The organism is Paraburkholderia sp. BR13439, from assembly GCF_040948805.1.
GTDB classification, from domain to species: Bacteria; Pseudomonadota; Gammaproteobacteria; order Burkholderiales; family Burkholderiaceae; genus Paraburkholderia; species Paraburkholderia youngii.
In genome coordinates, this window is the sequence record NZ_JBFPKN010000039.1 from 1 (window position 1) to 16,754 (window position 16,754).

Below are 16,754 nucleotides of genomic sequence, written 5' to 3' on the forward strand. Positions count from 1 at the left end.
CACGACGGATCCTCCGGTTTGCCTGGAAACTTCGTATTTTCCACGTGGGCACATCGATGCCGTTGGCCCGTGAGGATCCACCTCCCTTTGCGCTCACATTCACGGGTGGGACGCGTTCATTTCATTCACTGCCGAATCCAGCGAATGCAACCAATCACAGGATTGGGTCAAACAACGATTCAATTTTGCACCGACCAGGCGCGCGCAGTCCTTTAGTCTGCAGATGGCACAACGGGCCCAGATAGCGGACAGACGTTCCACACTGGTGAGAGTCACCTGTGGGCCGGCTACAGCCGACCGTGGCTGGCGATGCATGACTATGTTCGCTGCATTCTGAAAAAGCTGCGCAGTCGTGTCTTGCGCATGTCGGCTTCTCCCACAAGCAGTCGTCTTAAACATTGGGGGGCCTTTGCCTCCAAACGCTATCCTCTTCAAATGGAGACCCAAATGCGCGTAACGGTCAGTGGAGCAATTTCACGGCGTGAAGATCGCGCAGGAATTCGCCTATCTGATGTGCGGCAATGATTCGGGTAGCGAATGACCAGTGGGATCAGGGCACTCAACCACGGCAGTCCTCGCGCTACGCGCATGGGCCGGTGGCTTCTGAATAGCCGGCTGCACAGACGAGCTCATGCAGGCTATGTGAAAAAGGTTACCAGACCGTTACGCAGGTCCCATCAACTTTCCGACGAAAACGGTCGCGCAAGCGCGCCGTCATGTGTTGCTGCGCATTGCGGGTGGTGCTGACGTCGAAACTTTCACGCTCGTGGGCGAATACAAAACTAGCGGTTCGTCTCCTGGTTGCTGGCGGTGGAGTGTTCAGGCAGACAGTCTGTTGCATGCTTGGCTATGAGCCTCTCTCTATAGGCGCGGATGTCGGTCGAAGAATTGTCGGTCGGGGGCTGATAGCCAACCAATTCCAGCTCCGCCAGTTCGCGAACCACGTCCGCCCTCGTAAGCGCGCCCTTGGCGGGCTTGAACGGATAGCTATTGCACTCCTGTGGGGTAAGCTGCCGGGATGCAAAGGCCAGCGAACCTGCCGCCATCAAGGCGAGCGGTATCATGCGCACGATTGCTGTGCTCATGTTTTGTTCTCCATATCACGCGATCGAAACGATCAAATGACGTTCGTTCCGCTGAAACGTGTCGACTCAGCGCAGCTTCGCCACGTCCTTATCCGTGACCTTCGCCGACGGATCACCGAAGTGCGCCGTCACATAGTCGGTGAGCGCCGCAATCTGCGCATCGGTCAGTTCGTGCGAGAAAGCCGGCATGCCCACGTCGTTGCCCGCCGCGTCGCGTTGCACACCGTGCAGGATCACCTGTACGAGGTTGGTCGGGTTGGCCGCACCCACCGTCGAATTGCGCATCAGCGACGGGTAATAGCTGTCGGGAGAACCCTCGCCATGGGCCTGATGGCAGGTTGCGCAATTGCCCAGATAGAGCCGTGCCGGGTCCAGCGTATCGTCGGACGCGACGCCGCGCAGCGTCGCCACTTCCGTGGCCGGCCGGCCCCATCCGTTGCGCGGGCGCGTGCTGCCGTCGCTGACTGCGGGCACCGTGCGGACGTACGTAGTAATGGCCGTCAGATCGGCGTCGGTCATATGCGAGAAGCTATGCTCGACAGCCTCGGCCATCGGACCCGCCGCTTGCGCGACGCCTGGCACGCTGCCCGTGCGCAGGTACTGCTTGAGCTGCGCATCGCTCCAGCGGCCAATGCCGCTATTCGCGTCCGGCGTGATGTTGTAGCCCTGCCAGTCGGCAAGCACGGAGCCCGAGAGGAAACCGCTGCGGCTATCGTCGAGCGCCGTCTCCTGCATCGCAAAGCCGCGCGGCGTATGGCAGGTACTGCAATGCGCGAGCCCCTGAACGAGGTACGCGCCGCGATTCCACTCCACACCGCGCCCGGGCCTGGGCTGGTACGGGCCTGTCTCGAGGAACACCCGGTTCCATAGCGCCAGCGGCCAGCGCATGCTGAGCGGCCAGGGAATATCGCCTGCGCGCTGCAGCTGATTCACAGGCGCGACGCCGTGCTGGAAGTACGCATAGAGTGCCTTCATGTCGTCGTCGCTGACCTTCGCGAACGAGACGTAGGGCATCGCCGGGTACAGGTTGTGGCCGTCCTTCGAGACGCCCTTGCGCACGGCGCGGTCGAAATCCTCGAATGACCACGTGCCGATACCAGTGTCCTTGTCCGGCGTGATGTTGGTCGAATAGATCGTGCCGAGCATCGGGATCTTCATCGGCAAACCGCCCGCAAACGGCTTGCCGTTGGAAGCGGTATGGCACGCCATGCAGTCACCGGCCACGGCGAGGTATTCGCCGCGTTTCACGAGCGTGGCCTCGTCTGCTTGCGGGACCTTGGCCACGTTGGTGGCGCGGGCAGCACCGGTGAGCGCAAAGGCCCCGGCAAGGGTCAGGAAGAGGGTCTTTTTGAGCACGTCAGACTTCCTTTTTGAGCTGGTCCGCTATCCGCAGCGCGAGCGCTGCAATGGTCAGCGTCACGTTGACCGTCGCGACGGTGGGCATCGTCGCGCTGCTCGACACGAACAGGTTCGGATGGTCGAAAGTCCGGCAGTCCTTGTCGACGACGGAATCCCGCGGATCGCTGCCCATGATTGTCGCGCCGGTGATGTGGTTGTTCGGTGCGAACTCGTCATGGAACTCGACATCCGTGCCGCCCAGCACCGTCGCAACGGTCGCATAGACTTCGCGCGTGTGCGCCGCGCCGCGCACCACGTAGTCGTCGATCCGGTAGGTGATTTCCGGACGCGGAATGCCAATGGCATCGGTTTGCGTGCGGCTCGGCACGATGCGGTTTGCGGGTTGCGGCAGGATTTCGTGAAAGCAGTCGTACTGCACGTAGCGGGCCGAGCGGTCACGGATCTGCGCATCCAGCGCAGCCGGCTTGAGCAGCTTGCCCTGCGCGAAGATTTTCTGCGTCTCCTGATCGACGCGCGACATATTCGACAGGTGGATCTTCTTGGCCGCCTGCTGCGCACGGAACGGGCCGTCGCGAAAGCCGATCAGCGATGTCATTTCCTGCGGCCCTCGGCCCGGCCACAGCTTCTCGTCCGCGTAGAACGACACGCCGGTGCCCGGGTGGTCCATCAGGTTGCGGCCGACCATGTCTGAGCTGTTGCCGACGCCGTTCGGAAAATCGTGGCTCGTTGACACCAGCATGATCTTCGGCGTCTCGATGCCGTTCGCGCCGAGGACGAAGTACTTGCCCTCCACGCGATGGGAGGCGCCCTGCGAGTCCTTGTAGAGCGCCGCGGTAATGCGCTTGTCCGGCCCCACCTCGAGCTTGTACACCACCGCGTTTTCGACGAGCCTGGCACCCGCCTGCTCGGCCTTCTCGACGTGCACGATGCCGTTGTACATGGCGCCGATCGGGCAGATCGGCATGCAGTTGTTGTTGCCGCAGCACGTGGGACGGCCGTCGTACGGCCGGCTGTTGCGCGCCACCGGTTCGGTTACCACGTGAAAGGCCGGGTTATAGCTGTTGAGCTTCGACTTGACGGTCGCCTCGTTGTACGAGAGCGGCGGCGGCGTCATGAAATAAGGCTGTTTACGCGGCGAGAGGAGGTCTTCGTCGTTGGGCCCCCACACGCCCAGTTCCTGTTCGGCGCGGTAATACCACGGCTCCAGGTCTTCGTATTGCAGCGGCCAGTCACGCGCCACGCCATACACGGTCTTCATCTTGAAGTCGTTCGGGATAAAGCGCCACGCGGAGGCCGCCCAGTGCCACGTGGTGCCGCCCACGGCACGGATGTACTGCGAGTTGAACTTGTGCTCGCCCTTCAGGATGAGATAGTTGTTAGGCGGGCCGTACTCAGGGTGCGGCGCCCACGCGCTCGACGGATACGGCGCCATGAAGTCCATCTTGTCGACCTGATTGCGAAAGCGCTCGACGATCTGCCAGCGCGGCATGCGGGGGCCCGCTTCGAGCATGATCACCGACTTGCCCGCGAGGGCAAGCTGATGTGCGACGAGCGCGCCAGCGACGCCAGACCCCACTACGACGATATCGGCTTGTTGAGTATCGGCCATGGTCAGGATTGCCTCTCGATAGGTTTCGATGCCCAGAAGCCAGGCTGGTTGGGACAATAGCTGGGGACGATCAGCGTGTCGGAGACCACGCTGAACATCAGAGCCTGCTCATACGTGATCACGGCATCGTCCACGATGCCCATGTACCAGCCCGCGAGAATCTTCAACGCGAGTCCTTCGTCGTCCGGCTTCATCGAGCTCGATGCGAGCGCGCCGGCGAGCTGCGGCACGCGCTGCGCCAGATCGGGCGTCTTCTTTTGCAGGGCTGTCACGAGGCGCTCGCCGACGGCGCGATCGAGCGTGCTTTTGCCGGTGAGCGATTCCGAGAGCGTCATGAATGCGTCGAGTGACTGGCCGACGTCGCTCCTACCCGCGGTTCTCTGCGCAAGCGCCTTGAGCGTGGCGGAACCGGTCAGGCCGACGGCCGCGAGGGCGAGTGCACCTTGCAGCCAACGGCGGCGCTCGCGTGACGCGGGCGTCTCGCCGAAACCATTGCTTGGGGATTCATGTTGTGTCACTTGATCGTCCTTTGAGTTGATAACCATCATGAAGTCCTTGGGGTTTATCAAGCAGACGGCTTTCCCCGCATCCTGTTAATGGCGTCCCTTTGCGAATCAATCTATGGCGTGCCGAGGGCAGCCGCAAGTGAACTTTGGTGTTAGATCACATGGCAGTCCTTAGCGTCGATGCGGAAGTGCCGCTAACACCATTGTGCAATTGACTCGCGCACCGCTTACTGCCTAAAGTTGCTACCAATGAGCAACGCGTCCTAACGCTGGCGTAGATCGAACGTAGCGAGTCGCACAACGTCAGGCAACTTCGTAACAGAGGAAACGCATGAACGATTGGAACGAGTATTGCGTGCAACGCGGGCCGGCGCCGCTCTTCACCCGGCTCATCAAAGGCTTCGTCATCATGGCTTGCGTCGCCGCGACGCATGCGTTTCCTCAAGGCACTTCCACCGCCGCGCCGGCGGACGGCGTCTACGATCTCATCGTCGGCACCTATACGAGCGGCAAGAGCGAGGGGCTCTACGTCTTCCGCTTCGACACGAAGACTGGCGACGCACAGCAGGTGAGCGTCGCGAGGACGGTGAATCCGTCGTTCCTGGAGGTGAGCCGCGACCATCGCTATGTCTATGCGGTGAACGAGCTTCCTGGCGATAACGGCCCCGCGAGTCTGCGCGGCGACGTGAGCGCATTCGCCTTCGACGCCGCGAGCGGCCAGCTCACGTTCCTCAACAAGGTGTCGGCGCAGGGCAACGATCCGTGCTACGTGCGCCTATCGCCCGATGGGCGTTATCTGTTCGTCGCCAACTACTCAGTCGCGGCCGACCCGGGCGGCAGCTTTGCGGTGCTGCCCGTGCAGCAGGACGGCAAGCTCAGCGACGCGGTGCTCACCGTGCATCACGAGGGCGGCGGCCCCGCGAAGGGACACCAGGACAACGCTCACGTGCACTCGACGGTGTTCTCGCCGGATGGGCACTACCTCTTCGCCCAGGACCTCGGCACCGACAAGCTCTGGACCTATCGCTACACACCGGACGGCAGCCGGAGCCCCGTGAGCCCTGCCGAGTGGCGCTATACGGATGTCAAGACAGGTAGCGGCCCGCGTCATCTGATCTTCGGCAACGACGGGCGCCACGCGTATCTCACGAGCGAGCTGGCCGCAACCGTGAGCGTGTTCCGCTATCAGGACGGGCGCCTGGAGCTCGAGCAGGTCGAGAAGCTTGCCGAGCCGGGCTTCGAGGGCACGCAGGGCGCGGCGGCGCTGCATCTTTCGCCGGACGGCAAGTTCCTCTATGTGTCGAATCGCGGCGACGCCAGCGACATCTCGATCTTTGCCGTCGATGCGGACTCCGGCAAGCTCAGGCGTGTGGGGCGGCAGTCGAGCCTCGGCGGCTCGCCGCGCGAGTTCGCGATCGATCCGACTGGCCAGTGGCTGATCGTCGGCAATCAGAACAGCGACACCGCCTACGTGTTCCGCCGCGATCGGCAAACGGGCCTGCTCGAGCCGAATCCGAAGCGCATCGATATCGGCTCGCCGGTCGACTTCAAGTTCGTCGCGCGTTGACGAGCGCTGAGCCACGGTCGAATCCGGCCGCGCCGTATTGATACAGAGATCGAGTATGTCCGAGTTCCCTCTCACGTCACGCCGGGGCTTTCTGCGCACGGCGGCGGTGCTGCTTCCCGCAGACGGGCTGGCCGGCTGCGAAGGCGGCAAGCAGGGCTTTGTCACGTTGGCGGGGTGGTCGCGTAACATGATGCGATGACGAGGAAAACGAAATCGCTTTATCACGGCCACCGGTTCCCGGCGACGGTCATCAGCCACGCGGTGCGCTGGTACTTCCGGTTCCAGCTCAGCCTGCGCGATATCGAAGAGTTGCTGTTCGAGTGCGGAGTGACGGTCAGCTACGAGACGATTCGCCGCTGGTGCGAGAAGTTCGGTGCGGGCTTCGCCCATCGGGTGAAAGCGGCGCGCCGCAAGCCGGGGGGCACGTGGCACCTCGACGAAATGTTCGTCACACTGCGTGGCGAACCGTACCTGCTGTGGCGCGCAGTCGACGAGCACGGCGCCGAACTCGACATCTTGCTGCAAAAGCGGCGCGACAGAACCGCAGCCAAACGTTTCTTCAAACGGGTGCTGCGTTCGAACCCGGTGCCCCGCAAGATCGTCACCGATCAATTGCGCAGCTATCCGGCTGCGAAAGCCGACATCCCGGAACTGCTGAACGTGAAGCATGTGCTCGTCAAGGCTGCGGCCCGTGTCAACAATCGGGCGGAGAACAGCCATCAGCCCACAAGGGAGCGCGAGCGGCGCATGCGAGGCTTTCGCGACCCGAAGCGTACGCAGGCCTTCCTGTCGAGCTTTGGTCCGATCCGGCAGCACTTCGCACTGAAACGACATGTGCTGCGCGCTTCTCTCTATCGCAAATACCTCGCGGCCCGGTTTGTCGCGTGGCGCGAATTTACCAACGTCACCCAAACTCCGTCGACTGGCTTCTGAGCCGCAGTGCGTTATGGCTCGTCATCGACGAAGTCAGCCAAGTTGACAGTGCCTGGCAAACCTCAGTTACCGGCGCACCCCATCTTTGTGAGCAGTCACCGTGTGGCGACCCGCTGTCATTACGGGCGCGTGACTGGAACTCGTAGATGAGAGAAAGGCTACAGACCGCGGTCAATCAACAGGCGAGACAGGACCGCGCCGATGCCTGACGAGACCACGCCCTTGCACAGGATTGCAAGACCCGATATCCCGAGAAGAGCAAAGCACACGCGACGAAAGTTAATGTCAGAGAGCGATCGATAGATACGTACACCGAGGAAGGTACCCGGCAAAACGACTACGACCGCCGCGGCGAACAAACTCCAGAATTGCGCATCGAACGTTGACGGGCGATGGATCGCTAGCATGGCTAACGCGAGCAACTGCATCGCAAAAATATAGGGTTGCACGATTGCACGCGATTCCTGTTTGGGCAGGCGCTGACGACCGATCCACAAAACAACGACTGCGCCGGGAAAAGCGGTGAATCCGCCGACGATCCCGCCCAGCACACCGATGAAAACGGGCAACCACCATCCAGCAATGGGCTGACGATGAGTAGGCGAGGCAAAAGTGGAATACAGCGCATACACTACAAGGAAAGTCCCAAAGGCAACCATCAAACCCGATGTTGGCAACGCACGCAGGATGTGCAGTCCGATCGGGATGCCAACGATGCCGCCCAATATAAAAGGCGCGGGACCGTCGGGCCACCATTCGCGTATTGGCTTGAGTTCCGTGCGAAGCTGCCTGAGCGACATTGTCTGGTTTGCTGTGGACAAGGCCATCAGCAGAGGAACGCCAACCTGAGGTGGCAGAATCCACAGGCTGGCCGCGCCAATCGCTGAGAAACCGAAACCCGATAGTCCGCTCGTGACAGCCGAAATACCAAGTATGGAGAGAAGAAATGCGATAGTCGCTTCTCCATACGACGACAGGGAAAGGGAAAGGGAGCTCATCTCGATTCAGTATGCACGTGCTGGAACGTTGATCGGCGACATTCAATAACTCATCAATCAGGTATCTACGTGAAAGAGCACCGTCTCCAGTTCAATCGCTTCTAGCTCATCAACGGCGGCACAATGCAAAAACGATCTTCATACGGACGAATGCAATATGATTGCCATGACGCTTGGTACCGGTATACATCAAGGAAAAGGTGCGAAATTGTGCAGTTCCGACGGACTTGAACTCTTGCGAATTGGGTGTCTGGTCTCTCAATCACCCCCTTGTGCAAGCAGCTGGTCCGGAAACATCTGGCAAAAAATCCTGCGGGTGCCTCGCGTGAGATTCCGTGTCTGCGGGCGCAACATTTCGCACTCGGACACCAGGACCTTCGCATACACCGCCTCATAGACGCGCTTCACCACACCGGGCGCAACCATCTCCCGGTCGTATCCCGGAGCGATGCCGATGAGCCGCCATCCCAACGCTTCAAACGCCAGTTGCACATTCGGGATCTTCAAGGTAGCCATTCCATAGATCATTCCCATTCCGATCCGTTGCCCGATGAGCTCGGCCAGCATGATGCATTTGCGGCATAGTCCTACGCCCCGATGCTTCGGGGCGACCACTACCAGGCGGCCGTAAAGACTCAACGTGTCCAGGTCACGTTCGCAGGAGAAAAGCCCTGCCAGGCTGTGGCCTGCCCTGAGCAGCACGACGAGGACATCTTTGTCGGCTTCATCGACAAGACTGACCTTTTCACCGAAAAAATCGCCTCGCAAATAAACGCTCGCGCTACCAACGCTAATGTCCGGAAACCATTCCTTGATCGAGTCAACGACCTCGGAAATGTCACATCGCTTCAGTAATTCAAAGCGGTACCCCTTTGGCAGCGGGACTCCGGCCGCCATTTCATCGATATCGAGCCACTTCACGATGCTGCCTCTTCCTCGTTGAGCTTGAAAGCTTCGGCCATCTGCTTTCGCAAAACAAACTTCTGGATCTTGCCGGTCACGGTCATCGGAAAGCGGTCCAGGAACGCCACGTACCGGGGGATCTTGTAGTGAGCAATCCGCCCGCGACAGAACGAGCGGATCTCTTCGGCGTCCGCCGCGGCGCCTGGATGCAGGATGATGCACGCACACAGCTCCTCTCCGTATTTGGAATCCGGCACGCCAACGCACTGCACGTCCTGGATCTTCGAATAGCGATAGAGGAATTCCTCGACGTCGCGCGGGCAAATGTTTTCGCCACCGCGAATGATGAGGTCTTTCGACCGGCCGACGATCCTGCAATATCCTTCATTGTCGATGGTCGCCAGATCGCCGGTATGCATCCACCCTTCCTCGTCAATGGCCTCCGACGTTTTCTCGGGATCGTTCCAGTAGCCGCGCATAACCGAGTAGCCGCGAGTGAGCAGTTCGCCCATTGCGCCGCGTAACACGGTGCGTCCCCGCTCGTCGACGATCTTCACTTCGAGGTGAGGCTGCACCCGCCCCACCGTTGATACGCGGTTCCCCGGCGGATCGTCGAGGGCGCTCTGAAAGGAAATCGGCGACGTTTCAGTCATTCCATAGGCGATGGTCACCTGCTGCATGTTCATGCGCTCCATCACGCGCTTCATGACTTCTTCCGGGCATGGCGATCCGGCCATGATCCCGGTTCGCAACGTGTCGAAACCGTAGCGTCCGAATTCCGGGTGTGCGAGGAGCGCAATGAACATCGTCGGCACACCATGCAGAGCCGTGCACTTTTCTGCCTCAACTGTCTCAAGAACTGCCTTCGCGTCAAACGCCTCGCCGGGAAGGACCATCGTCGCGCCGTGCGTCGCACAGACCAGATTGCCAAGCACCATGCCGAAGCAGTGATACAGCGGCACTGGAATGCACAGCCGGTCCTGACTGGTCAGCTTCATTGCCTCGCCGACAAAGAAGCTGTTGTTCAGGAGATTGCGGTGAGTCAGCGTTGCGCCCTTCGGCGAACCTGTCGTGCCCGACGTGAACTGGATGTTCACCGGATCGTCGCAGCGCAGCGTCGCGCCGAGAGCCGCAAGCTCGCACAGATCACACTCGTTCGCAGGCGCGAGGAGCGCCTCGAAGTTCAGCATGCCCGCGCTCGCCTGCCCACCCAGAATGATCACGAGCCTGAGGTCTGGCAAGCGAGCGGATTTCAATTGACCGTGTGCGCAGTGCGCAACTTCGCTTGCCACGTCGCGCAGCATCTCGACATAGTCGGTACCTCGGAAGCGAGCCGACATGATCAGCGCCTTGCAGCCCACCTTGTTGAGTGCGTGCTCAAGTTCTTCTTGACGATAGGCCGGGTTGATATTGACGAGAATCAGCCCCGCCTTTGCCGCAGCAAACTGTGTCAACACCCACTCCGAGCAATTCTGCGACCAGATACCGATGCGATCTCCCGGTGCGAGACCGAGATGCATCAGCCCGACGGCGAGGTTATCGACCCGGCGCGAGAATTCGCGCCACGTCCAGCGCACATTCTGGTGAACGACCACCAGAGCTTCGTTGTCGGCATGCCGTGCGGCGACCCTGTCGATATATGCGCCCAGCGTGTCGTCCGTCAGTGGTACGTCCGTCGCGCCCACCACATAGCTTTCCTTCGTTTGCATGGCCATTCCTCGTCCTAGTCGGCACCTTGAACTTCGTCGATCTCGGCGGGTGGGCACAATGCGCCGGAACCTGTCAGCGTCGTGCGTTCGCGCGCGCTCGGAACCGCCGGCGAGGCGGCAGACGCCATCGCGCCCGAGCCGCCGCACGTGCTGCTCGCGTCTGTGGGTGTATTCGTGTCGGTGGCGGCGGCAATGATGGCCTCGGTGGCCGTTGGCTCTAGCGAAATGACGGCGGAATCGGTCCGGATAGCGACGGCGAGCAGAAATGCAACGCCGGCGATCGCAATGCAAACGCGTAAGGTTGTGCTCATTACAGATTTCCTTTAACGGTCCGTGAGGAAACACAAGTCGCGACCGCACGCGAATCCTGCAGCGGCTGCTGCCAGAACGCCGCGGCGCGTCTTGCGACCGTCTTTAGGCGAAAGCCGTGCCAGTCGCCGCCCCGTGGGTGAAATCCGGTGCCAAGTGTTTGATAATTCGAATTTTTTTGGGTGGAACAATGTCAGTGGAGGCGCACGCATCCAGCGTGCGCAAGCGCATGCCGTCACGATATTTCGTGACCTTCTCGATATATCGTGACTCTCAGACCTTCCGGATGATCGCGAGCCGCTTCATGCGCGACTCCAGCGTCGTGGGCGGCAGCCCGAGGCGTTCGGCCGCACCAGCCTTGCCGCTGACGCGCCAGTCGGTCTGCTCCAGGACCTTCAGGATATGAGCGCGCTCGGCCTCCTCGAGGGTAACCGTCTCGCAGGCCGGGGGCATGGCGTCCCTGAACCAGTCGCCAAGCGCAAGCTGGCTGCCCTGCGTCAGGATGACCGCGCGTTCTATGACGTGCTGCAGCTCCCGCACATTGCCCGGCCATCGATAGGCCCGAAGCAGGTTTAACTGCGCGTCGCCGACAGGGTCGATGTGTCTCCCATACTTCGACGCATAGTGACGCACGAAATGCTCTACGAGCGGCTCGATGTCCTCGGGCCGCGCGCGAAGCGGAGGCAGTTCAATCGGAAAAACGTTGAGGCGGTAGTACAGGTCTGCGCGAAACCGGCCCGTCGCAGCCTCTTCGGCAAGATTCCGGTTCGTGGCGGCAATGATTCGCACATCCGTCTTTTGCGTACGGTTGCTACCGAGCCGTTCGAACTCGCCATTCTGAAGCACGCGCAGCAACTTCGCCTGCAGGTCCAACGCCAGCTCGCCCACCTCGTCGAGAAACAGCGTGCCTTCGTCGGCCAGTTCGAAGCGGCCGGCCTTGCGCGCCAGCGCGCCGGTGAACGCGCCCTTCTCATGCCCGAACAATTCGCTTTCGACAAGATTCGCAGGAAGCACCGCGCAGTTGAGCTTGACAAGCGGTTTGCCACCACGTGCGCTCATACGATGGACAGCCTGGGCGATCAGTTCCTTGCCTGTGCCAGTCTCGCCGGTCACGAGCACCGAGGCGTCGGTCCCGGCCACCTGACGCACGTGCTGCAGGACGCCTTGCAGGCCGGCCGTGCCGACGAGATTCGCGCCCGCCTCGGCTTCGAGCAATTCGTCCTGAAGGTAGCGGTTCAGGCCGCGCAACTGACCGACCTCCACCTCCGCCTTCCTGCGTTCCTCGATATCGCGTATGAACAGGATGTAGATCGGCTGATCGCACGCCTCCGCAGATGACAGGCTCGCTTCGATCGGAAAGGACTCGCCGTCGGCACGCACGGCGCTATGCCCATCCGGCAGCCAGATCGGCGCACGCCGTTGATTGCCTCTCATGAAGTCGCCAACCAGGTCGTACAACGAGGGCGAGAAGAACGCCTTGCAAGGCCGCCCGACGACGGAGTTCGCGGGACAGCGGAACATCCGCTCGGCAGCGCGATTGAAAAGTGTAATGCGGCCGTCGCTGTCAAACGCGACGATTGCGTCCGTCGCCGATTCGATGATCCGCGACAGCCGCTCCTCGCTTTCCTGGAGGCGCAATTTGAGCTGCTGTAACTCGAGATGCGTATTGACACGCGCGAGCACTTCCTCGTGTTGGAACGGTTTGGTGATGTAGTCGACGGCGCCGAGCTCGAGGCCCTTGACCTTGTCTATCGTGTCGGTGAGGCCCGTCATGAAGATCACCGGAATCTCGCGGGTCGCGGGATTCGCCTTCAACTGCCGGCAGGTCGCAAATCCGTCGAGCCCCGGCATCATCACATCGAGAAGGATAAGTGCCGGTTGGGCATAGGCGATCTGCTCGAGCGCGCTTTCGCCGTCTTCGGCGACCGAAACGGTGAAGCCCGCGCCGCTCAGCAAATCGAGCAAGACGGAGAGATTGGCCGGGACGTCCTCCACGACGAGAATCGGTGCCCTGTGTACATCGGCCGAGCTCATGGTGTGCCTGCGAAACTCTTGAGCCATCGACGCAGTTCCTTCATCTGGTACGCGTCGCCCATCGCTATGATGCGCTCGGTGAATGGTGCGTATATCGGATCTTCGTTCGCCAGTGCGTTCGCCTCGATCAATAGTTGCCTGACGTCACCGCGCGAGGCGAAGTCGATGAACGTCAGTAGTCGTCCGCAAGGCGGTGCGATCAACGGTGCCAGCCGCTCACGCTCGCTGTTCGGGTCTTTGGGCGGCGCGCGAAGCAGCGTGAGTCCGAGATGCTCACATAGCAGTTCAAGCAGCTTTTCCTGCCGGAATGGCTTGGGGATGAACTCGTTTGCCCCCGATTCGATGCAGCGTGCACGGTTGTGTTCGAAGGCGCTTGCGGAGATCGCAAAGATGACCGTGCCCGCGAGATCCGGCATCGTGCGAATCTGTGCCGTTGCGGCAAGACCATCGAGGCGCGGCATCCGCATATCCATCAGGATGGCGTCAGGTTTCAGGCGCGCGGCTTCGTGGACCGCCTCGAGGCCGTCAGCGGCCTCATGCACTTCGAAGCCGAGCGGAATTAGCAAGTCGCTCAGCAGGCCGCGTCCGTCCTGGTCGTCGTCGACCACCAATACGCGGCGCCTCGCGCCCGCCACCCCCGTTGCGGGCCAGTTCGTGGCTACCGGCGCCGGCGCGGAAACCGGGCGCAGTTCCAGCTCGAACCAGAAGCGGCTGCCTTCGTGCGGCTTGCTGGCGACCTGCAGTTCGCCCCCCATCAAGTGCACGAGCCGTTTGCTGATCGCGAGTCCAAGTCCCGTACCCTCCACGATCATCGACGGATCGCGAACCTGATGAAACACATCGAAGATTTCGGACAGGTGTTCCGCCCGGATCCCAAGGCCCGTATCCTCGACGGCAAAACACACGGAGCGCTCATGCATGCTCGTACGTAAGACGACCTCGCCGTGCCGCGTGTATTTGATCGCGTTATCGAGAAGATTCGTCAGCACCTGACACAGGCGTCGCTCATCGGCGGAAACCACTGCCGGAACGTCGGCGCCCGGCGCGAACGTGAATGCAAGGCCCTTCGACTGGGCGCGGCTGCGCGTGATCTCGACGATGCCGTCAAGCATCCGGTGCAGATCGACGTTTTCGGTAACGATGTCCAGCGTGCCGGCTTCGATCTTGGCCATGTCGAGGATCTCTTCGATCAGGCGCTGCAGATGTTCCCCGGCTTGCTGGATGACATTGAGTGCCTTGCGTTGTCGCTGCGAGAGTTCTTCCTCGCACCGCAATAGTTGCGCGTAGCCGAGAACGCTGTTCAGCGGCGTGCGCAATTCGTGGCTCATGCTCGCGAGAAATTCGGACTTGGCGCGGCTGGCCTTTTCCGCCGCCTCCTTCGCCTCGTGCAACTCTGCTTGCGTGCGCTCGCGCGCCGTGATGTCGCGGACCGTGGCGGTGACGAGCTTCGGGTCGCCGAGGATCGGTGTCAAGGAAATTTCGACCGGAAACTCCGTGCCGTCGGAACGCAGCGCCTGAACCTCGATTCGTCTGCCCAATAACGGACCCTCTCCTGTCGCGAGATATTTCGCCAGCCCCCGACGGTGCGCGTCGCGAAGGGATGGCGGGATGATCAGTTCAGCCAGTTCGCGTCCGATTACACCCTCGCGCTGGTAGCCGAACGTTCGCTCGGATGCGGGATTGAACTCGATGATCCGTCCGGCGTGGTCGATGCTGATGATGCAGTCCATCGACGCATCCAGAATGCCGCGCATACGTGCCTCGCTCTCTCGCAGAGCTGCCTCGGCACGTTTGCGTTCGCTGATATCGATGATGCTGCCGCGCACCAGCCTGCGTGACGCATCAGGTAATCGCACCAGGCGGACCTCGCAAGGAAAGAGCGCGCCCGCGGCGTTCAAATGCGTCCACTCGAATACAGGCACACCGCCGTCGAGCGCTTCCAGAACCTTCTCCCGCGCCGCGACGGCCGAGGGCCGGCCATCGGGCTGACACTTGGGGCTCAGCTCGACGGGTCCCAGGCGAAGCAGCGTCGTGCGATCGTATCCGTAAAGACGCGCCGCCTGCTCGTTCGCCTGGACGAAGCGCAGTGTATCGACGTCCAGTAGCGTGATCGCATCGGGCGAATAGGCGAGCATCGTGGACAAGCGTTGCTCACTCGACCGCAACGCCTGCTCCGTGCGCTTGCGCTCCCCAATGTCGATGATGCTGCCGCGGACGAGCCTGCAACTGGTGTGCGGCAGGCGAACCAGCCGGATTTCGCAGGGAATCAGTTCGCCCCTTACATTCTGATGCGTCCACTCGAACACCGGCGTGCCCCCCTGGAGCGCTACGTCAAGGTATTCGCGCCGGGCCACGCTCGATAGACGGCCGTCCGGCTGCCGTTCGGGACTGAGTCTGGTCGGATCGATCTGCAGCAGCGATTCGCAGTCGTAGCCGAACAGCAACGCGGCCTGCTTGTTCACCTGAATGTAGCGGTCGGCGTCCACGTCAAACACGAGAATGGCGTCAGGCGCGTACGCGACCAGTGTGGCGAGACGCTGCTCGCTCTCACGCAGCGCTTCTTCAGCACGTATGCGTTCATCGCGCTCGACGGCGAGCGCGATCAGATTCGCGAGCGCGATGCCGAACAGGCGATCTTCGGGCGTCCACGGCGTCCGGGGCCCGAGCTGTGCGAGACGCAGCACACCGTCCACACGGCCGTGCAGGTGAATCGGAACGTCCAGCATCGCCGTGACGCCAAGCGGCATCAGGTAGGTCTTGAAAAATTCCTGAATCCGAGGATCCGCATGAGAGTCATCCACGACGATAACTTCACTCGTCACAAGTGCCTGAAAATAGGCTGGATAGTCTTCAACCCGGATCTCGACGCCGTCGGTGTGGCGGTTGTGACGGCTCTCGTAGAGATCAAGACAACGAATGGCCGAACGTGTCTCCGTATAGCGCCACAGGCCTACACGTTCGACACCCATCAACCGGGCTGCGGTCTCCGTGACGAACTGCAGCCTCTCCTTGAGACTGCCGCCCTGATGCCCATCCATCCGGGTCAGTGCCGCCAGCGCCGTTTGCTGCTCGAGTAATCGTTCGCGTCGGCCCGGCGGTGCGAATGGTCGCTCCGACGTCGTCACTTTGGCTACTCCTCAGACTCTGCAGAAAGGCTTCACAGAGGCCGGTTCGAAACGGGGGCTATTCGTTCATTTGTGTGTTGCCGGTCCGTCAAAGCGGCTTTCGAACATCGCGGACTTTCAATTTTTTTACTGTACACCGTCCGTGTTGTCCTGGACAGGACGATGGTCCAGCCCACCGTGCCACCGTCAAGCAAGTTGGCCACGAAACGGCAAACGGCGCAGTAGCGAAGCGTTTCTTTAAACGCATGATGCAATACTGAGTGCGATGCGCGCTTGTGGCGAAGGAGACATCCTCGAATCGGGGTGCGAGTAACACCGTCTCGTGGTAAGTCGTGCTGCTGCTCATGTCGCGACTGGTATCGCTTGAAAGCTATGGGCGAGTGCGCAAGGGAGACCGTTTCACCATCGATACAAGCCAGTCACTCGACGCTAAATGCGGAGACCGCTCCGGGTCGAACTGAGCCGAACACGATTGCTACGCGTCACGAGCTAGCCGTTCGACGGCCGGTCGCATGCAGCACGTCTTCTTGAGGTGTTTTCAACACCGGTTTAGCCCGCACAGCCTTGCCCGTAAGGCTTCAAGATTTGCTCAGGTTCGACTGGATCTCACGATCTGT

At 61.2% G+C, this 16,754-nt stretch carries 13 protein-coding genes; 3 read left to right on the top strand and 10 right to left on the bottom strand.

What is annotated here, in order from left to right; translation table 11 throughout:
- Nucleotides 1-782: 782 nt before the first annotated feature.
- The 4 genes from AB3X96_RS39025 to AB3X96_RS39040 form a co-directional block, all read right to left on the bottom strand.
- Nucleotides 783-1,085 (bottom strand): DUF4148 domain-containing protein, encoded by a 303-nt coding sequence (locus AB3X96_RS39025; RefSeq protein WP_255215149.1) that lies wholly within the window; start codon nucleotides 1,083-1,085, stop codon nucleotides 783-785.
- 66 nt (nucleotides 1,086-1,151) lie between these two features.
- Complete coding sequence (locus AB3X96_RS39030) at nucleotides 1,152-2,441, bottom strand: c-type cytochrome (protein ID WP_368593957.1); 1,290 nt, start codon at nucleotides 2,439-2,441, stop codon at nucleotides 1,152-1,154.
- A 1-nt stretch (nucleotide 2,442) separates the two neighbouring features.
- Nucleotides 2,443-4,053: a GMC family oxidoreductase gene (locus AB3X96_RS39035; protein ID WP_368593958.1), complete on the bottom strand. Its 1,611-nt coding sequence runs from the start codon at nucleotides 4,051-4,053 to the stop codon at nucleotides 2,443-2,445.
- A gap of 2 nt (nucleotides 4,054-4,055) precedes the next feature.
- Nucleotides 4,056-4,571, bottom strand: coding sequence for a sugar dehydrogenase complex small subunit (locus AB3X96_RS39040; protein ID WP_368593959.1), 516 nt, complete (start codon nucleotides 4,569-4,571; stop codon nucleotides 4,056-4,058).
- 319 nt (nucleotides 4,572-4,890) lie between these two features.
- On the opposite strand from AB3X96_RS39040, the gene AB3X96_RS39045 reads away from it, so the two are divergent.
- From AB3X96_RS39045 to AB3X96_RS39055, 3 genes are read left to right on the top strand one after another with little or no spacing between them, the layout of a single operon-like run.
- Complete coding sequence (locus AB3X96_RS39045; RefSeq protein ID WP_368593960.1) at nucleotides 4,891-6,126, top strand: lactonase family protein; 1,236 nt, start codon at nucleotides 4,891-4,893, stop codon at nucleotides 6,124-6,126.
- A 55-nt stretch (nucleotides 6,127-6,181) separates the two neighbouring features.
- Entirely contained in the window at nucleotides 6,182-6,325 is a 144-nt protein-coding gene (locus AB3X96_RS39050) for a hypothetical protein (RefSeq protein WP_368593961.1), read from the top strand.
- Complete coding sequence (locus AB3X96_RS39055) at nucleotides 6,322-7,059, top strand: IS6 family transposase (protein WP_368593962.1); 738 nt, start codon at nucleotides 6,322-6,324, stop codon at nucleotides 7,057-7,059. The genes AB3X96_RS39050 and AB3X96_RS39055 overlap by 4 nt, the downstream gene beginning before the upstream one ends.
- Nucleotides 7,060-7,217: 158 nt before the next feature.
- Here AB3X96_RS39055 and AB3X96_RS39060 read toward each other — a convergent pair whose 3' ends face one another.
- The 6 genes from AB3X96_RS39060 to AB3X96_RS39085 all read right to left on the bottom strand — a co-directional run bounded on the left by AB3X96_RS39060 (nucleotide 7,218) and on the right by AB3X96_RS39085 (nucleotide 16,137).
- Complete coding sequence (locus AB3X96_RS39060) at nucleotides 7,218-8,057, bottom strand: sulfite exporter TauE/SafE family protein (protein WP_368593963.1); 840 nt, start codon at nucleotides 8,055-8,057, stop codon at nucleotides 7,218-7,220.
- Between the two features lie 258 nt (nucleotides 8,058-8,315).
- Nucleotides 8,316-8,978 (bottom strand): hypothetical protein, encoded by a 663-nt coding sequence (locus AB3X96_RS39065; protein ID WP_368593964.1) that lies wholly within the window; start codon nucleotides 8,976-8,978, stop codon nucleotides 8,316-8,318.
- Nucleotides 8,975-10,669, bottom strand: coding sequence for an AMP-binding protein (locus tag AB3X96_RS39070; protein ID WP_368593987.1), 1,695 nt, complete (start codon nucleotides 10,667-10,669; stop codon nucleotides 8,975-8,977). Before AB3X96_RS39070 ends, AB3X96_RS39065 begins: the two co-directional genes overlap by 4 nt.
- 14 nt (nucleotides 10,670-10,683) lie before the next feature.
- Nucleotides 10,684-10,980: a hypothetical protein gene (locus tag AB3X96_RS39075; RefSeq protein ID WP_368593965.1), complete on the bottom strand. Its 297-nt coding sequence runs from the start codon at nucleotides 10,978-10,980 to the stop codon at nucleotides 10,684-10,686.
- Nucleotides 10,981-11,251: 271 nt separating this feature from the next.
- Nucleotides 11,252-13,012: a sigma 54-interacting transcriptional regulator gene (locus AB3X96_RS39080; protein WP_368593966.1), complete on the bottom strand. Its 1,761-nt coding sequence runs from the start codon at nucleotides 13,010-13,012 to the stop codon at nucleotides 11,252-11,254.
- On the bottom strand, nucleotides 13,009-16,137 hold the full coding sequence (locus AB3X96_RS39085; protein WP_368593967.1) for a PAS domain S-box protein: 3,129 nt from the start codon (nucleotides 16,135-16,137) through the stop codon (nucleotides 13,009-13,011). The genes AB3X96_RS39080 and AB3X96_RS39085 overlap by 4 nt, the downstream gene beginning before the upstream one ends.
- Nucleotides 16,138-16,754 lie beyond the last annotated feature (617 nt).

Bases quoted from the DNA above. Each gene is read 5' to 3' on its own strand.
- AB3X96_RS39075 (WP_368593965.1), bottom strand. From the start codon at position 10,980: ATGAGCACAACCTTACGCGTTTGCATTGCGATCGCCGGCGTTGCATTT.
- AB3X96_RS39055 (WP_368593962.1), top strand. From the start codon at position 6,322: ATGACGAGGAAAACGAAATCGCTTTATCACGGCCACCGGTTCCCGGCG.
- AB3X96_RS39035 (WP_368593958.1), bottom strand. From the start codon at position 4,053: ATGGCCGATACTCAACAAGCCGATATCGTCGTAGTGGGGTCTGGCGTC.
- AB3X96_RS39060 (WP_368593963.1), bottom strand. From the start codon at position 8,057: ATGAGCTCCCTTTCCCTTTCCCTGTCGTCGTATGGAGAAGCGACTATC.
- AB3X96_RS39080 (WP_368593966.1), bottom strand. From the start codon at position 13,012: ATGAGCTCGGCCGATGTACACAGGGCACCGATTCTCGTCGTGGAGGAC.
- AB3X96_RS39050 (WP_368593961.1), top strand. From the start codon at position 6,182: ATGTCCGAGTTCCCTCTCACGTCACGCCGGGGCTTTCTGCGCACGGCG.
- AB3X96_RS39025 (WP_255215149.1), bottom strand. From the start codon at position 1,085: ATGAGCACAGCAATCGTGCGCATGATACCGCTCGCCTTGATGGCGGCA.
- AB3X96_RS39045 (WP_368593960.1), top strand. From the start codon at position 4,891: ATGAACGATTGGAACGAGTATTGCGTGCAACGCGGGCCGGCGCCGCTC.
- AB3X96_RS39070 (WP_368593987.1), bottom strand. From the start codon at position 10,669: ATGCAAACGAAGGAAAGCTATGTGGTGGGCGCGACGGACGTACCACTG.